This window comes from Kribbella sp. NPDC005582, from assembly GCF_040605415.1.
Classification (GTDB): Bacteria; Actinomycetota; Actinomycetes; order Propionibacteriales; family Kribbellaceae; genus Kribbella.
Window position 1 is genome coordinate 204,879 of sequence record NZ_JBEXCU010000004.1, and the last position, 16,270, is coordinate 221,148.

Here is a 16,270-nt window from a genome sequence, read left to right on the forward strand (position 1 = left end):
AGGTGGATTCTAGGAGAACTCGATCTCCAGAGTGCGGCCGGTCTCCAGGTACGTCTTGAGGTTGGCCAGGATCGGGCCCCAGCCGTTCCGCCAGCCCTCGACCTCGTCGGCGCTGATCTCGTCGTGTACGACCTGCAGTTTCACCACGGTCGGACCGGCCGGTTCGATGGTGAACGTGACCCGGCCGACCGGGCGGTCCTTGTGCTCCTCCAGGAACTCGTTCTTGAACGTGTAGGCGAGCGTCTTCGGCTCGTCGACCACCAGCACCTCACCGGAGTCGGTCAGGCTGTCGTCAGCGCTGTCGTAGAACGCGACGGGCGCGCCGATCGTCCACTCGGACTCGATCCGCCGGCCGAACCAGTACAGCTTGGTGAACTCCCCCTGGGTGAGCGCCGCCCAGAGCTTCTCGGGCGTCGTCTCGATGTAGGTGACATGGACCATCGCAGGCTTGCTCATCACTTCTCCTTCTCCTCCAGGGCGGCCTTCAACGCACTGAGCGCGGTTAACTTGTCCCGCTCGTAGTTGCTCAGCCACCGCTCGGCGATCTCGTTGATCGGCACCGGGTTCAGATAGTGGAGCTTGTTCCGGCCCTGCTTCACGGGCACCACCAGATTCGCGTCCTCGAGAATCCGCAGATGCTTCGTCACACCCTGCCGGGTGAGTTCGGGCAGCAGTTCGCACAACTCCAGCAGCGTCTGCCCGTTCCGCTCCCGCAGCCCGTCCAGCAACCGCCGGCGCCCCTCGTCCGCCAACGCCTTGAACACCAGCTCCACCGCTTCACCATAGGCAACCAAAAGGTTGCCTGTCAATCGTCCCAGAAGAGGCGGGCGACGGTGTTGTGGGCTCGGCGGGTGATCCGGAGGTAGTCGTCGGAGAAGCGGCTCGACTCGCCGGGTGGGTAGCCGCAGATCTGGGCGACGGCGGCGAGGTCGCGCGGGTCGGTGGGGAGGGAGTCGCCGGGGCGGGCGCGGACGAGCATGATCGCGTTGCGGATCCGGGAGGCGAGCTCCCAGGCGATGCCGAGGGTTTCGGCCTCGCTGGCGTCGACCAGGCCGGCTTCGACGCCGGCGCGCAGGGCGGCGAGGGTGCGGGTGGTGCGCAGGCCCGGCAGGCGGTGGGCTTCGCGGAGCTGGAGGAGTTGGACGGTCCACTCGATGTCGGCCAGGCCGCCGCGGCCGAGCTTGGTGTGGGTACTGCGGTTCGCTCCGCGCGGCAGGCGTTCCGCGTCGACGCGGGCCTTGATCCGGCGGATCTCCACCACGTCACGCTCGCCGATGCCGTTCGGCGGGTAGCGCAGCGGGTCGATCAGCTCGCGGAACGCCGTACAGAGATCGGCGTCGCCGCACAGCGGGTCGGCGCGCAGCAGCGCCTGGGCTTCCCAGACTGCCGACCAGCGGGCGTAGTACGACGCGTACGACGCCAGCGTCCGGACAAGTGGTCCCTGCCGCCCCTCGGGCCTCAGGTCCGCATCGATGACGACCGCCGGATCGGCACCCGGCAGGGCGAGCAGACGACGGAGCTCGGTGGCGGCCTGGGTGGCGAAGTCGGTGGCAGCCTTCTCATCGGCGCCCGGTAAGGGATCGTGGACGAACATCACGTCGGCATCGCTGCCGTAGCCGAGCTCGTGACCGCCGAAGCGGCCCATCGCCACGATCGACATCCGGGTCGGCTCCGGCGCACCCTTGGCGACAGCCCTCCGCGCGACCTCGAGAGCGGCGGTCAGCGTGCCGATCGAGATCCCGGTCAGCGCGTTGCCGACTGCCTCGACATCGAGCAGTCCGGACAGATCCGCAGCGGCGACCCGGAACAGTTCCCGCCGCCGGACCGCACGGATCGCGGCCACCGCGGCTTCAGGTTGTTCCTGCCTGCGGGCGGCGGCCGACATCTCGGTCAGCAGACCTTCGGGGGTGCGCGGGACCAGTTCACGCTCATCGGCAAGCATCGCGGTCGCCTCCGGCGCACGCTGCAACAGATCGACGGCGTACCGGCCGCTGGCCAGCAGGTGCGCGAGGCGCTCGGCCGACGCGCCCTCGTCGCGAAGCTGGCGCAGGTACCACGGCGTCGAGCCGAGGCTGTCGGAGATCGTGCGGAACGCGAGCAGACCGGCATCCGGATCAGGTGACTCCGCGAACCAGCCGAGCATCGCGGGCAGCAAGGCTTTCTGGATCGACGAGCGCCGCGACACGCCCTCGGACAACGCCTCGATGTGCCGCAGCGCCGAGGCCGGGTCGGCATAGCCAAGTGCTGTCAGGCGTTGGCGCGCGGCCTCGGGCGTCAACCGGACCTCGCCGCCCGGGATCCGCGCGACCGCCGCGAGCAGCGGCCGATAGAACAGCTTCTCGTGCAGTCGGCGAACTTCGAGCGCGTGCTTCTTCCACGCCGCGATCAGGTCGGCGACCGGGTTCTTGGTGAAGCCGAGCGAGCGACCGAGCCGACGCAGGTCGGCCTCATCTTCCGGAACCTGATGCGTACGCCGAAGCCGGTAGAGCTGAATGCGGTGTTCCATCGAGCGCAGGAACCGATACGCATCCGCCAGTACGGCGCCATCCGTGCGACCGACGTACCCGCTCGTAGTGAGCGACTCCAGCGCGATCAGCGTCGTACCGCTGCGGACCGCCTCGTCGCTGCGCCCGTGCACCAACTGCAGCAGCTGTACGGCGAACTCGACATCACGCAGGCCGCCCGGACCGAGCTTGAGCTGGCGATCGACATCGGCCGCCGGAATGTGGTCGATCACCCGGCGCCGCATCGCCTGGACGTCGCCGACGAACCCTTCACGGTCGGCCGCCGACCAGGCCAGCTTGCCGATTCGCTCGGCGTACTCGCGGCCGAGGTCGGCGTCACCGGCGACCGGCCGCGCCTTGAGCAGCGCCTGGAACTCCCAGGTCTTCGCCCAGCGCTGGTAGTAGGCCAGGTGACTCTCGAGCGTGCGGACGAGCGGGCCGGACTTGCCTTCCGGCCGCAGCGCCGCGTCGACCGGCCAGAGCGTGCCCTCGCCGGTGTGGTCGGAGCAGATCCGCATCGCGGCGGCAGCGAGCTGCGACGCCGTCTTCAGCGCCGGCGCTTCCGGCTCACCGTCGAGGGGTTCGGCGACGAACAGGACATCGACATCGCTGACATAGTTGAGCTCCCGGCCACCACACTTGCCCATGGCAATGATCGCCAGCCGGCAGTCGGCTGCTTCGGGATGCGCCGCGAAGTAGTTGTTGCGGGCAATCTGCAGTGCAGTCTCCAGCGCGCCCGCGGCGAGATCAGCCAGTACGGCGGCCACCTCGTCGACGAGTAACCCTTCGGCGAGATCGCGAGCGGCGAGCCGGAGCAAGAGCCGCCGGTACTCGACGCGGAGCGCGTCGACCGGCTTCTCCGCGTCCACCGCGGAGGCCAGCTTCGCCGCGACGTCCTCGACCGACGGGCGCGAGCCGGTCAGCGTCGGATCGGCGAGGTCGTACCAGTGCCGCGGATGCACACTGAGGTGCCGGCCGAACGCCTCGCTCGCCCCGAGCACGAAGACCAGCCGCCGGCGGAAGTCCTCGTCCATCTCGAGCGTGCGGGCCAACGCGCCGACGTCGTACTGATTGCGGTCGAGCGCCTCCACCACGCCGAGCAGGCTGTACAGCGCCAGATCCGGATCGGCCGACTCCGAGAGCGTCGTGACCAGCGGTTCGGTGTCGATTGGGCAGAGCGATTCCAGTTGCTGCAGCAACTGCGCGGCCCGCCGCGGGTCCCCGAATCCCAGCCGAACCAGCCGACCTTCCCCAGACCCTCTCTGCGCCTCAGCCACGCCCGTCAGATTACCCAGCCGGAGCGCCCCGCGTGACAGAATCTCGGCGAGCGCGCAAGCGGGTTGCGGCGAGATCTACTGGGGATTGCGATCAATACACGGAGTTGCCTGGCGTATTCGGGCTGTAGTCGGCAGAATGAGTCCTCATGGTCATGATGACGGGGTCGCTCGCTGTTCGGGGCATGGTGGTCTGGTTGACGCCCCAGCAGGGTGGGCGAGTGTCCGGGCCGCCTGAGCCGGACTACGACTACGACTACACGGGTACGGCGTTCGTGCCCCCACGCACCGCCGAGGACGGGCAGGCAGGCGTCTGCCTGCGTCGCTTCGCGCCCGGCGCCTGGCGGACACCGGTGGAAGGGATTCTCGTTCCTGGACAGGGGAATCGGGCCCAGCAGGTGATCCCCGGCTGCCTGGTGGTGATCACCGAAGGCGTCCGGCCGGTCGCGTTCCTGACGGTCGAAGAGGTGCACGCGATGGCCGACGACGGTACGCCGATCATCCCGGCGCAACCGGTGGTCGAGCCGGCCGAGCCGGTGCCCGCGCCCGTCGTACCGGTGGATCCGGTCGAGGCGCCGTACCGGCATTCGACGGCGACGGCGCGGTTCACCTCGACACACTCGTCCGACAGCATCCCGGCCGAACCTCTCACGGCCGAGCCCAGCCCGGACGACCTGCTCAAGGCCGCCACCTCACTGTGAGCTAAAGAACCGGCAGCAGCTTGTTCAGCTCGAACGGCGTGACCTGGCGGCGGTAGTCCTGCCACTCGGCGCGCTTGTTCCGCAGGAAGAAGTCGAAGACGTGCTCGCCCAGCGTTTCGGCGACGAGCTCGCTGTCCTCCATCGCGCTGATCGCCTCGGCGAGGCTGCCCGGCAGCGGCTTGATGCCGAGAGCCTTGCGCTCGCGCGGCGTCAGCGACCAGACGTCTTCCTCGACCTCGCGCGGCAGCTCGTAGCCCTCCTCGATGCCCTTCAGGCCGGCGGCGAGCATCAGCGCGAAGGCGAGGTACGGGTTGGCGGCGGAGTCGAGCGAGCGGAACTCCACCCGCGACGACTGGCCCTTGTGCGGCTTGTACATCGGCACCCGGACCAGCGCGGACCGGTTGTTGTGCCCCCAGGAGACGAACGACGGCGCTTCGTCGCCGACCGCGAGCCGCTTGTACGAGTTCACCCACTGGTTGGTCACCGCGGTGATCTCGGCCGCGTGGTGCAACAGGCCGGCGATGAAGGCGCGACCGGTCTTGGACAGCTGGTACTGCGCGCCGCCCTCGAAGAACGCGTTCCGGTCCCCCTCGAACAGCGACATGTGGGTGTGCATCCCGGAGCCGGGCTGGTCGCTCAGCGGCTTCGGCATGAACGAGGCGTAGATGCCCTGCGACAGCGCGACCTCCTTCACCACGACCCGGAACGTCATGATGTTGTCCGCGGTCGACAGCGCGTCGGCGTACCGCAGGTCGATCTCCTGCTGGCCCGGACCGCCCTCGTGGTGGCTGAACTCGACCGAGATGCCCATCGACTCCAGCATCGTGATCGCCTCGCGGCGGAAGTCGTTGCCGATCCCCTGCGGGGTGTGGTCGAAGTAGCCCGACGAGTCGACCGGCTCCGGCGTCGTCCCGGGGGCGCCGATCAGCGACTTGAACAGGTAGAACTCGATCTCGGGGTGCGTGTAGAAGGTGAAGCCGAGATCGGCCGCTTTCGACAGCGAGCGCTTCAGGACGTTCCGCGGGTCGGCGAACGACGCGGACCCGTCCGGCATGTTGATGTCGCAGAACATCCGCGCGGTGCCCATCGTCTCGCCGCGCCACGGCAGGATCTGAAACGTCGACGGGTCCGGCTTGGCCAGCATGTCCGCCTCGGTCACCCGGGCGAAGCCCTCGATCGCGGACCCGTCGAACCCGATCCCCTCGGAGAACGCGCCCTCCAGCTCGGCCGGCGCCACCGCGACCGACTTCAGGAAGCCGAGCACGTCGGTGAACCAGAGCCGCACGAAACGTACGTCGCGCTCCTCCAGCGCGCGCAGTACGAACTCCTGCTGCTTGTCCATCGGTCCACCTCGATCGTCGGTTTGTGCGGCCCTCACACAGTGTGCCCCGCCTCTGTTAAGCAGACGTTACGTGCTGCGGGCGACATGCCGGCCATCAGGCCCTACCGTGTCCTCGTGCAGATGACGTTCCGGGTCGCGTTGATCATCGCGGCGATCCTGTGCCTGAGCGATTTGCTGCTCTCGACGGCCCGTTTCGTGCAGTCGGTCCGGAAGCGCCGGCCGGCCGAGCGCGACGTGCTCGGGCGGCGCTGGCTGCCGCTGCCCGAGATCGGCTTCGGGATGTGCGCGTTCTGCTTCCCCGGGCTGATCACCCTCGGGCTGACCCAGCACGACGCCGAGAACCTGCCGACCCGGCAGATCCTGCTGGTCGCCTTCGTCTTCGGGTACGCCGGTGCGGTGCTGTCCCGAGTCGTTCGTACGCCGGGCCCGGGCGGACGGCGGTTCCGGCTACGCGCCGGCCTGCTGCTGGGCCTGCCCGCTGCGTTCGGGCTGGTCTTCGGCCTCTCCGGCATCGCCGTCTGAGCGCCTACGACGGAACCACGGGACGATCCGCTCCAGCGGCGCGAAGGCCAGCCAGCAGACGACGGTCGGCAGGAAGTGGATCAGCAGGATCGCCGTGTTCGCGACGTGGAAACCGAGGAAGAACAGCGCGCCGAGTAGTTGCCAACGGCCCTTGAGCCAGAGAATCACCGGCGAGCAGAACTCGGCGATGAACCCGACCCACTGCATCACGTGCAGCATCCACGGATGGTGCAGCAGCCACTCCCCGACCGGGTGCGGCCGCCGGACGATCGCCCACGTCAGGATCGCGCTGCTCGGCCAGGTGAACTTCCACCCCGGGCTTCGCACCTTCGCCACCCACGACAGGAAGTACGTCGCGATCACGGAGATCTGCACGCAGCGCACAGCCCACCCGGCCGCCTCGGACCGCGTCTGATCCCCGTACGCCGCTCGGCCGCGGCTCGCGGATTTGACCGTCGGAAGCACCCAGAGCGCGACCACGAGCGCGAGGTGGTCGTGGTCGACCTTCCCGTCGCTCATCCCGATCAGCACCCACCAGGTGAACGCCGGGGCGACCACCCAGCCGGCGACGCGCGGGAACCAGTTCGTGGCGCCGATCAGGCAGGCCACGATCAGTACGACGTACAGGGCGGTGGTGTTGGCCACCGACGGCTTGGGGAGGTCGAAGATCCGGGCCAGCAGGAGCGGTTGGTAGAGGCCGGGGTGCTCGCCCTTCAGGCGGGTGTCGCGGACAAAGGCGTGCATGTCGAGGATGACGAAGAGATAGAGGACCGTCCGCAGCCAGGCGACGCGCGCCAGGGCGATCTTTGGTGTGAACCAGTCGGCGATCCGCGAAGCCAGGGCGGGCTTCGAGGCTGCGCCCGCTGTCCCTGCTACCTCGGCCGCGCTCATCGGCGCACCTGCCAGGTCGCGAGCACCTGGGCGGCCGGCGGTCCGACTACGCGTCCCTTGACCAGTTGGGTGGTGTCGCGGATCAGCTCGAGCTTCACGTACTGCGGCTGGTCGGGGTGCTTCTTCTTCCAGCCGTCGGCGACCTGCTGCAGCAGCGACGGATCCTTCTCGATCTCACCGGTCCGGGCCTCGATCTCGGCCCGGGCGACACCGGCGCCCTCGATGTTCAGCGGTACGTCGACCGTCGTACCGGCGTCGGTCTGCGCGCTGATCCGGGTGAACGTGACGGCCGCGTCGTCCGCGACCGAGGCGGCGTACTGGGACATCGGGCCGAACGGCCACGCGTCGTCGGACGCCCGCGCCGAGCCGTTGATCAGCAGCACGATGCCGACCACCGCGACCAGCACCCGGACCGTCTTGCCGACCCGTCCGAGCTTGATCTCACCTTCCGTCACCCGACGTATTAGACCAGAACGGTTTGGCGGGTCTGCATGTAGGGGATTTTCTTGAGCATGACCGCCCCAGAAAGTTTCCAACCGTCCCGCCGGACCCTGCTGCGCGGCGCTGCCGCCTCCGGGGTCCTGCTCGGCGGCATCGCCCTCCCCACGACCGCGGCGTACGGCGCCCCGGCCCCGCGCTGTTACACGCGCTCCGAATGGTCGGCCCGGCCGCCGAAGTCCGCGACCTCGGTGATCGGCAAACCCGACCACATCGTCATCCACCACACCGCCTCCCCCAACGTCACCGACTACTCGCTGTCGGCGGCGTACAAGGTGTCGCACTGGATCCAGAACCTGCACATGGACACCAACGGCTGGATCGACAGCGGCCAGCAGCTGACGATCAGCCGCGGCGGGTTCCTGATGGAGGGCCGGAGCAAGTCGCTGCCGTCGATCAACAACGGGCAGAACGTGCTCGGCGCGCAGACCCTCAACCACAACAGCCACACGATCGGGATCGAGCACGAAGGAACCTACGTCTCGGCGAACGTGCCGGTCGCGCTGTTCGACATGTCCGTGCTGACGTGTGCGTGGCTGTGCACGAAGTACGGTCTCGATCCGCACGTGGCGATCGTGGGGCACCGCGACTACAACTCCACCCAGTGCCCCGGCGACGTCTTCTACGCGAGGCTGCCGGAACTGCGCGACCGCGTTGCGGCCGTCCTGTAGCTGAACCAGCGGATCAGCTTCTCGAACGGTCCGCGGTAGTTGGCTCGGCGCATCCGGTCGGCCATCAGGACGGTCGCGAGCCACGTGGCGATGGCCAGGAGTGCTGTTGTGGTCGTCGTGAGTGCGCCCGAAAGGTCTAGCAGGTAGGGCGTGAACACGACGGCCCAGACGACCGACTGGCTGAGATAACAGGTCAGCGACCGCTGACCGACGGCGGCGATCGCCAGGGTGACCGGCCCCTGGCGATCGCTGAGCCGGTGCGCGATCAGCACGATCAGAGCGGCGTACCCGAAACCGCCGAAGACACCAGTCGCGTCGTGCAGCGGCCCGAAGATCGAGAGGGCGCGATCGCTGGGCCGGTCGACGATGCCGCCGACAACCAACGACACCGGCAGCGCTCCGACGATCGCGATGGTCAGTCCGACGACTGCCGTCGTACGCAGCAGGGCCAGGTGTTGGGCCGGTCGCTCGAAGATCCGCCGGCGGCCGGCCCAGAGTCCGATCAGGACCGGAGTCATGAATCCGATCGGCCCCAGGAGGGCGATGAACGGCTGCACGATGATCCGCGTCTCGAACTGCTCAGCCAAGGAGTGCGGCAGCATCGCCGGATCCACGCCCTCGGTCATCGTCGCCAGCGAGCCATCGGACGGCAAAGCTGTCAGCACGAGCACGGCCGCCGCCACGACGAACAGCCACATGTCCTTCCATCGCAGCGCCCACACGCCGATGAACAGCAGTACGCCGTACGCCGCGAGGATGTCGCCGACGTACAGGAACATCCCATGGAAGAACCCCAATACCACCAGCACCAGACTACGCCGCCACAACAACTTCCGGATCGGCCGCCACTCCCGCCCGGCCTCCCGCTGCCGCCGTACGATCTGCGCCACGCCGTACCCGAACAACACCCCGAACATCGGAAAAGCGCGCCCGTCCACGAACGTCGAGATCATCATCCCGACCCCGCGATCCATCCCTGACCCATCCATCGGGAACCCGCCGAACCCGCGCTCCCCCGCCACGAAGTAGTGCGAGTTCGCCAACGCGATGAACAACAACATGAACCCCCGAGCCAGATCCGGCCCCAGCGCCCGCTCCCCCACCCCAGTAGGCCCGCCACTCGTCGTCATCCCACCAGTCAACCGACCCGCTGCGGACCAGACAGCCACCCAAAGTTCCCAACCCCTGAACCTTCGTCGCTGCTTTCCTGGAGAGATGCACGAACTCCTCGTCCGCTGGCAACGCGGCTGGTCGCTGTCCCGGGGCTGGATGGATTACGACGAGACCGACGGCGTCATCGTCGTACGGGTTGGTGAGCCGGACCGTGAGGTCGAGTACCTCACCACGCCTGCGTACGCCGCCCGCGCAGCCCGGCTCGCCCTAACCACCCCTGGTACGACACGTCTCACCGTCCTCGCGTCCGACCCGGATGCGGTGGCGAAATCCATTCACCCACTAACGGTCCGAGCCATCCCCCGCATCATGACCATCCCGTTGGCCGACCATCCACACCATCCGATCCCCCCGGAGTACGAGCTCCACCTCACGGCCGGTCCGACCGTCATCCGCGCCGAACTCCACCACGCCGGCGAACCAGTCGCCAGCGGACACCTCGCCCTCCACGGATCCGACGCCGTCCCCGACCTGATCCACACCGAGCCGGCCCACCGCCGCCGCGGCCTAGCCGCCGCCCTCATGACCGCCCTAACCACCCAAGCCCGCACCCAAGGCGCCACCACCGGCCTCCTGGCCGCCTCCCCCGAAGGCCAGTTCCTCTACGACGCCCTCGGCTGGACCCCGTCGTACCACTTGGTCTTCGCCACCACCTGACTACCTTTGCCGTGACGCGACGGTGGACGCGATGGCGCCCCTCGAGCAGAACCTTGGGCGGGTTCTTGTGTGGATCGGGGAGTCGAAAGAGCAGCGGAGACAGTAGTGTGCTCTCGTGTCTCAGCTTCGGGTGGCTCTTGCGCAGCTCAATGTGACTGTCGGTGATGTGGACGGGAACGCCGAGAAGATCGTTGCCTGGACGCGAAACGCTGTTGAGCGGGGTGCTCATGTGGTGGCGTTTCCGGAGATGGCGCTGACGGGGTATCCGGTGGAGGACCTCGCGTTGCGGGGGTCGTTCGTGGATGCTTCGCAGGTGAAGATCCAGCGGCTGGCCGAGCGGCTGGCGGCTGAGGGTCTGGGCGACATCGTGGTGGTGTGCGGATATCTGGACCGCGCCAAAGGTACGGCGATGGGCGTCGACCGGCTCGGGCGGCCGAAGGGGTCGCCGACGAATGCGGCCGCGGTGATCCACCAGGGGCGCGTGGTGACCAGTGTGGTGAAGCACCACCTGCCGAACTACGGGGTGTTCGACGAGTTCCGGCACTTCGTTCCGGGCAGCACGCTGCAGGTGGTTCGGATCCACGGCATCGATGTCGCGATCGCGATCTGTGAGGACCTTTGGCAGGACGGCGGTCCGGTCGCGGTGACCAGGGCGGCCGGCGCGGGACTCCTGCTTGTCGTGAACAGCTCGCCGTACGAGGCGAACAAGGACGACGTCCGCGGGGAGCTCGTCACGCGGCGTGCTCGCGAGGCCGGTTGTGCACTCGCCTATGTGAACCTGATCGGCGGCCAGGACGAGCTCGTGTTCGACGGCGACTCGCTGATCTCCGACGCCGAGGGCAACATTTTCGCGCGGGCACCGCAGTTCGAGCAGGGCAGCATGGTTGTCGACCTCGAGCTGCCGGCCGCGACCGGTACGCCGTCGGGCACGCACGAGGGCATCGAGATCGTGCACACGGTGATCCACGAGGAGCCGCTCCCGGCGTACGAGCCGATCGCCGCCGCGGTCGCGCCGCGGCTGGCCGACGAGGCCGAGATGTACGGCGCCATCGTCACCGGCCTGCGCGACTACGTGCAGAAGAACGGGTTCAAGTCGGTCCTGCTCGGACTGTCCGGCGGCATCGACTCGTCGCTGGTCGCGGCGATCGCCTGTGACGCGATCGGGCCGGAGCATGTGTTCGGCATCTCGAACCCGAGTGTGTACTCCAGTGACCACTCCAAGGATGACGCCGCCGAGCTCGCCGCCCGGACCGGCTTGAGCTATCGGGTTGTCCCGATCCAGCCGATGGTGCAGCCGTTCATCGACACCCTCGGCCTGACCGGTCTCGCCGAGGAGAACCTGCAGGCGCGGGTCCGCGCGGTGATCTGGATGGGCCTGTCGAACGCCGACGGCCACCTGGTACTTGCCTGCGGCAACAAATCCGAACTGTCCGTCGGCTACTCGACAATCTACGGTGACGCGGTCGGCGGCTACGCGCCGCTCAAGGACGTCCCGAAGACCGTCGTCTGGCGGCTGGCGAAGTGGCGCAACGAGGACGCGAAGGCCCGCGGGCAGCAGCCGCCGATCCCGGAGAACTCGATCGCCAAACCCCCGTCGGCCGAGCTCGCGCCGGGTCAGAAGGACACCGACTCGCTGCCGCCGTACGATCTGCTCGACGACATGCTGGACGACTACGTCGAACAGGACCGCGGCAGCGCGGAACTGGTCGCGGCCGGATTCGAGACCGAACTGGTCAGCAAGGTCATCCAGTTGGTCGATCGCGCGGAGTACAAGCGCCGGCAGTACCCACCGGGCCCGAAGATCACTCACAAGGCCTTCGGCCGGGACCGCCGGGTGCCGATCACCAATGCATGGCGTGAGGACGCACGGAAGGCAGCCGAGCACTGAGCGACTCCTGGCGGTACCGCCCATCCGATGACACACCGTGGGGTTCTCCTGAGGAGGCCGGCGGTGACTCTGGCACGTCCAGGGAGAATGTGACTGACCACTCAGGCACGACCGGTGGCGCTTACCCTCCGCATCGGTGGGACGATGAGGGCATGGTTGACAACTTCAGGTCGGCCGGTACCCAGGACGACGAGGAGTTGCCCTCGCCGTACGGGACCGGACCGTCGAACCGGACAACCGAAGAGCACCGCCGTTCGGACTACGACAACGAGCCTTGGCGGGACCGGCCCAACGGGCTCGGCCTCGACCCCGCGCCGTCGCTGCCGAACGCGCCCCGGCAGTTCGAGCGCGGTCCCGTGCCGCAACAGCCGTACGTACCGAAGCCGCCGTACCTGCCTGGACCACCGCCGGCTGCGCCGCCGCAGCAGCGCTTCCCTGAGCAGCAGCCCCCGGCCCAGCCGCCCGCACCGGCTCAGCAGCAGCCGCCGCGTTCGCCGTACGGCGATCCGCCGCAGCGGCCGGAGTACTACGGCGACCGCGAGCAGCGTGACGAGCAGTCGTACGGACAGTCGGCGTACCCGGCGGAGAGTCCGTTCCGTCCGCAGCAGCCGCCTGCGCCCCAGGGTCGGCCGAGCCCGTTCGCGCCGACAAACGGCGTACCGCCGAATCGGCAGGCTCCCCCACCGCAGCAGCAGGCACCGCAGCAGCCCCCGCGTCCCCCGGCCGCGCCGCAGGGCAGCAACGGTCTGACGCAGCACACGCCGGCGCCTGCTTCGAACGGTTCGACGAACTGGAGCAGCCAGGCGCCGCAACAGAACGGCGTACCGCCGACGACGGGCGCACTGCCTGTGCAGCCGCCGGCTCCCACCAACGGTTTGCAGTCGCCGCCGGCTCAGCAGGCTCCTGCGCAGTCGCAGTTGCCGCAGGCTCCGCTGCAGCCGCCGACGCCGCCGCGCGCTCCGGCTCCCGCACCGACGACTCCGGCCGCCTCGGCGCCTTCGTCGTCTTCACCTTCGCCGGCGTCGTCGTCGCCCGAGCCCAGCTACTTGTCGGATCCGAGTGCGGAGTACGAGAGCAACACCCCAGTGAGCGAACCACGATCGCGGATCGGCGCGCGCCGCCGGGCCGACGTACAGCAGGACGCACCGAGCCAGGTCCCGGCCGAGCACGTCGCCACGCACCGCGCCCGTCGCGCCCAGGCAGCAGCTGCCGCAGCCGCCGCCGGTACGCCGGAGGTCGCGGACTCGTCGTCATCGTCATCGTCAGCGTCGTCTTCGTCAGCGTCTTCGTCTTCGTCGGAGAAGCGTCCGTCGGAAGGCGGGGGTTCCGGTGAACCGCCGGCGCGGCCGCGGCGGTACCGCATCCACCATCTGCGCGACATGAAGAACCGCGGCGAGAAGTGGGCGATGCTGACGGCGTACGACCAGTACACCGCCGAGATCTTCGACCAGGCCGGCATCCCCGTCCTGCTGGTCGGTGACTCCGCCGCGAACAACGTCTTCGGCTACGACACCACGCTCCGCGTCACCGTCGACGAACTGATCCCGTTGGCCCGCGCGGTCGCGAACGCGGTCGACCGCGCGCTGGTCGTCGCCGACCTTCCGTTCGGTTCGTACCAGGCCTCACCGGAGCAGGCCTTCCACACCGCAGTGCGGTTCATGAAGGAAGCCGGCGTCCATGCGGTCAAGCTCGAGGGCGGCCGCACCGTCGTACCGATGGTCGAGAAGCTGACCCAGTCCGGCATCCCCGTGATGGCGCACATCGGCTTCACCCCACAAAGCGAGCACAGCATCGGCGGCTACCGCGTCCAAGGCCGCGGCGACCAAGCCGCCGGCCTGATCGACGACGCCGTCGCCCTCGCCGAAGCCGGCGCCTTCTCCCTAGTCCTCGAAATGGTCCCCGGCGACGTAGCCGCCGAGATCACCAAACGAGTCCCCATCCCCACCGTAGGCATCGGCGCCGGCCGCGACACCGACGCCCAAGTCCTCGTCTGGCAAGACATGGCCGGCCTCCGCTCCGGCCCCATGCCCCGCTTCGTCAAGCAGTACGCCGACCTGCGCGGCATCCTGACGGGCGCCGCCACGACGTACGCCGCCGACGTGGCCAACGGCACCTTCCCCACCGACGACCACACGTTCTAGTTCGCCGCGCTACCGCGCGGGGTGTGCGGGCTCATCGCCCGTGTCCCCCGCGTGCGGGCTTCGCCCTGGCACGCTCCCCCACCCGCCCTTGGTTCCATTTGCAGGCTGCCGCCTGCGATATGCGGCTAACGCCGCAGTACGCGCTATCGCGCAGGGTCGCGTGGGGCTGGGGTCCGGGAGCTGAGTTCGCACTCGGACGAAGCAGTCGCAAAGTGCTGGCGATCCCGCTGCGGCAGTCCGACCGAGGCGACCCGCCATCGCACATCCGCCAGCGGCTCATCGCCGCCCTCCCCCGAACCTGCAGCGCTCCACAAGTGAGGTTGGCGGGCTGCACTCACGCTCAGCTGCCGTCGCCGACTGCAGTTGTGGAGTGGTGGCGGTCCGCAGCTCCAGCGGAGCTGAGCCACTGATCAACTACGCCCTGCACCTTAGATGCAGGCGTGACGGTCGACGCCTCGGACGGATTTTCGACGGTTAGTGAGTGCCGGCGGTCCGCAGCCGCGTTCGACCTCCGCGACGCACCAGCGCGGCAGCGCAGGTCGGCGGCGGTAGCCGCCGGTCCCAGGCGGCAGCCTGCAACCGGATCGAGGGCGGGCGGGAAGCGTGAAGGGCGAAGCCCACACGCGCGGAAGCGGGCGACAAGCCCGCACGCACCCGGGGCGGCAGCGTCGAGACCGCGGCGGAGCCGCATGTCGCAGGCGGCAGCCTGCAACTGAACCCAGGGTGGGAGGGGGAGCGTGTAGGGCGAAGCCCGCACGCGGGGCCGCCGGCGATAAGCCGGCACGCGTGCGGCGGCAGCCGCGCATCCGCAGGCGGCAGCCTGCAGGAGGAACCCAGGGTGGGCCAGGGCGAAGCCCGCACGCGGGGACGCGGGCGATGAGCCCGCACACCGCGCGGCAGCGCGCGGCGTACCGGGTGAAGAGAAGGAACGGGTCGGTCCGTAAGCCGGATCCTGTTACGGCGATCATCTATCTACGACGACTGTTGCCAGCCGCCTCTAGCAGCCTACCCGCGAGCTCGGGCGGGCAGCCCTCGGACGCTCGCGCGGACGGCGGTTGCCCGTCGTCCTTCTTGGCCTTGCTCCACGTGGGGTTTACCTAGCCTCCCCAGTCACCTGGGGAGCTGGTGGTCTCTTACACCACCGTTTCACCCTCACCCGCACCTCGGTGAACCACGGGGTTCACCGAAGCCGCTGGCGGTCTGTTCTCTGTGGCACTGTCCCGCGGGTTGCCCCGGGTGGGCGTTACCCACCACGTTGCCCTGTGGAGTCCGGACTTTCCTCGGCGCCCACTCGCGTGGGCGACGCGATCGCCCGACCGACCCGTTCCGTGTTCAGGATACGGCTTCGGCGGCGACCTCCGGCCATCGGCCGTCGGGGCCGCGCTCGTACGGGCGGACGTCGACGACGGCGTCCAGGTTCAGCGGGCCGTAGATGTGCGGGAAGGTGATGCCGATCCCGTCCAGGTCCTCGTCGCAGAGCGCCGAGATCAGCCGCTCGGTGTCGATCACGAGCAGGCTGAGCGGGCCGGGCACGTCGTCGTAGACGAAGTTGGCCACCATCGCGACCTGGTCGTGCCGGGAGGCGTGGATGAAGGTCGCGCCGTCGTCGAGAGACTTGCCTCGCGTCGACCAGCGGTAGCAGCCGGCCTCCTCGGCCGCCGCCCACTGATCCGGAAACGCGAGATGGAAGATCGTCGCCATCCGCACACTCTAATTCCCACCCGCCGCACCTCCGCGCACCCGCGCGCGGGTGGGTTCACCCCCCACAGTGTGGGTTCCTGAGCCGCATGCCGGTGGAGAACCCACCACCTGATGGGTCCCCCCAGCAGATGGCGCCTGGGCGGGCGGGAGGAGCCGGGGGGATGCAAAATATGGGCGGATTCGTGCAAGAAGTTGGCGAAAACTTCGGCTGGTCGCCCAACGAAGTCTTGACGTGACGCTCCGCGGCAGGAAATATCCGATAGCACCCAGGGTTCGCCCCGCACCCGGCCGATGGGTCCGCCCCAGC

General features: G+C 68.8%; 14 protein-coding genes and 1 other RNA gene. 6 read left to right on the forward strand and 9 right to left on the reverse strand.

What is annotated here, in order from left to right; translation table 11 throughout:
* Nucleotides 1-9: 9 nt before the first annotated feature.
* From ABZS29_RS24195 to ABZS29_RS24205, 3 genes are read right to left on the reverse strand one after another with little or no spacing between them, the layout of a single operon-like run.
* On the reverse strand, nt 10-456 hold the full coding sequence (locus ABZS29_RS24195) for an SRPBCC domain-containing protein (RefSeq protein ID WP_355464780.1): 447 nt from the start codon (nt 454-456) through the stop codon (nt 10-12).
* Complete coding sequence (locus ABZS29_RS24200) at nt 456-773, reverse strand: helix-turn-helix domain-containing protein (RefSeq protein ID WP_355464782.1); 318 nt, start codon at nt 771-773, stop codon at nt 456-458. Before ABZS29_RS24200 ends, ABZS29_RS24195 begins: the two co-directional genes overlap by 1 nt.
* 32 nt (nt 774-805) lie before the next feature.
* Nucleotides 806-3,781, reverse strand: coding sequence for a bifunctional [glutamine synthetase] adenylyltransferase/[glutamine synthetase]-adenylyl-L-tyrosine phosphorylase (locus tag ABZS29_RS24205; protein ID WP_355464784.1), 2,976 nt, complete (start codon nt 3,779-3,781; stop codon nt 806-808).
* A gap of 146 nt (nt 3,782-3,927) precedes the next feature.
* Here ABZS29_RS24205 and ABZS29_RS24210 point away from each other — a divergent pair, with 146 nt between their 5' ends.
* On the forward strand, nt 3,928-4,479 hold the full coding sequence (locus tag ABZS29_RS24210; RefSeq protein ID WP_355464786.1) for a hypothetical protein: 552 nt from the start codon (nt 3,928-3,930) through the stop codon (nt 4,477-4,479).
* Nucleotide 4,480: 1 nt separating this feature from the next.
* On the opposite strand, the gene glnA is transcribed toward ABZS29_RS24210, so the two are convergent.
* Nucleotides 4,481-5,821 (reverse strand): type I glutamate--ammonia ligase, encoded by a 1,341-nt coding sequence (gene glnA / locus ABZS29_RS24215; protein WP_355464788.1) that lies wholly within the window; start codon nt 5,819-5,821, stop codon nt 4,481-4,483.
* Nucleotides 5,822-5,941: 120 nt separating this feature from the next.
* Here glnA and ABZS29_RS24220 point away from each other — a divergent pair, with 120 nt between their 5' ends.
* Nucleotides 5,942-6,343: a hypothetical protein gene (locus ABZS29_RS24220; protein ID WP_355465565.1), complete on the forward strand. Its 402-nt coding sequence runs from the start codon at nt 5,942-5,944 to the stop codon at nt 6,341-6,343.
* On the opposite strand, the gene ABZS29_RS24225 is transcribed toward ABZS29_RS24220, so the two are convergent.
* Both ABZS29_RS24225 and ABZS29_RS24230 read right to left on the reverse strand, forming a co-directional pair.
* Nucleotides 6,269-7,234: an HTTM domain-containing protein gene (locus ABZS29_RS24225; RefSeq protein WP_355464790.1), complete on the reverse strand. Its 966-nt coding sequence runs from the start codon at nt 7,232-7,234 to the stop codon at nt 6,269-6,271. The two genes, ABZS29_RS24220 and ABZS29_RS24225, sit on opposite strands and share 75 nt — an antisense overlap.
* Nucleotides 7,231-7,689, reverse strand: a complete 459-nt coding sequence (locus ABZS29_RS24230) for a hypothetical protein (RefSeq protein WP_355464792.1) — start codon at nt 7,687-7,689, stop codon at nt 7,231-7,233. Before ABZS29_RS24230 ends, ABZS29_RS24225 begins: the two co-directional genes overlap by 4 nt.
* Nucleotides 7,690-7,746: 57 nt before the next feature.
* Between ABZS29_RS24230 and ABZS29_RS24235 the strand changes: the two genes are divergently transcribed.
* Nucleotides 7,747-8,403: a peptidoglycan recognition family protein gene (locus ABZS29_RS24235; protein ID WP_355464794.1), complete on the forward strand. Its 657-nt coding sequence runs from the start codon at nt 7,747-7,749 to the stop codon at nt 8,401-8,403.
* Here ABZS29_RS24235 and ABZS29_RS24240 read toward each other — a convergent pair.
* Complete coding sequence (locus ABZS29_RS24240) at nt 8,355-9,533, reverse strand: DUF418 domain-containing protein (protein ID WP_355464796.1); 1,179 nt, start codon at nt 9,531-9,533, stop codon at nt 8,355-8,357. The genes ABZS29_RS24235 and ABZS29_RS24240 overlap by 49 nt on opposite strands.
* Nucleotides 9,534-9,618: 85 nt before the next feature.
* Between ABZS29_RS24240 and ABZS29_RS24245 the strand changes: the two genes are divergently transcribed.
* The 3 genes from ABZS29_RS24245 (at nt 9,619) to panB (ending at nt 14,262) form a co-directional block, all read left to right on the forward strand.
* A complete protein-coding gene (locus tag ABZS29_RS24245) occupies nt 9,619-10,233 on the forward strand; it encodes a GNAT family N-acetyltransferase (protein ID WP_355464798.1) in 615 nt (204 codons plus the stop codon).
* 115 nt (nt 10,234-10,348) lie between these two features.
* Nucleotides 10,349-12,121, forward strand: a complete 1,773-nt coding sequence (locus ABZS29_RS24250; RefSeq protein ID WP_355464799.1) for an NAD+ synthase — start codon at nt 10,349-10,351, stop codon at nt 12,119-12,121.
* A gap of 152 nt (nt 12,122-12,273) precedes the next feature.
* Nucleotides 12,274-14,262 carry a 3-methyl-2-oxobutanoate hydroxymethyltransferase gene (panB, locus tag ABZS29_RS24255; RefSeq protein ID WP_355464801.1) on the forward strand — a complete coding sequence of 663 codons (1,989 nt, stop codon included), beginning with the start codon at nt 12,274-12,276 and terminating at the stop codon, nt 14,260-14,262.
* A gap of 925 nt (nt 14,263-15,187) precedes the next feature.
* Here panB and rnpB read toward each other — a convergent pair.
* Nucleotides 15,188-15,586: RNase P RNA component class A (rnpB, locus tag ABZS29_RS24260), an RNA gene on the reverse strand.
* A gap of 8 nt (nt 15,587-15,594) precedes the next feature.
* Nucleotides 15,595-15,963: a DUF952 domain-containing protein gene (locus ABZS29_RS24265; protein WP_355464803.1), complete on the reverse strand. Its 369-nt coding sequence runs from the start codon at nt 15,961-15,963 to the stop codon at nt 15,595-15,597.
* Between the last annotated feature and the right edge of the window lie 307 nt (nt 15,964-16,270).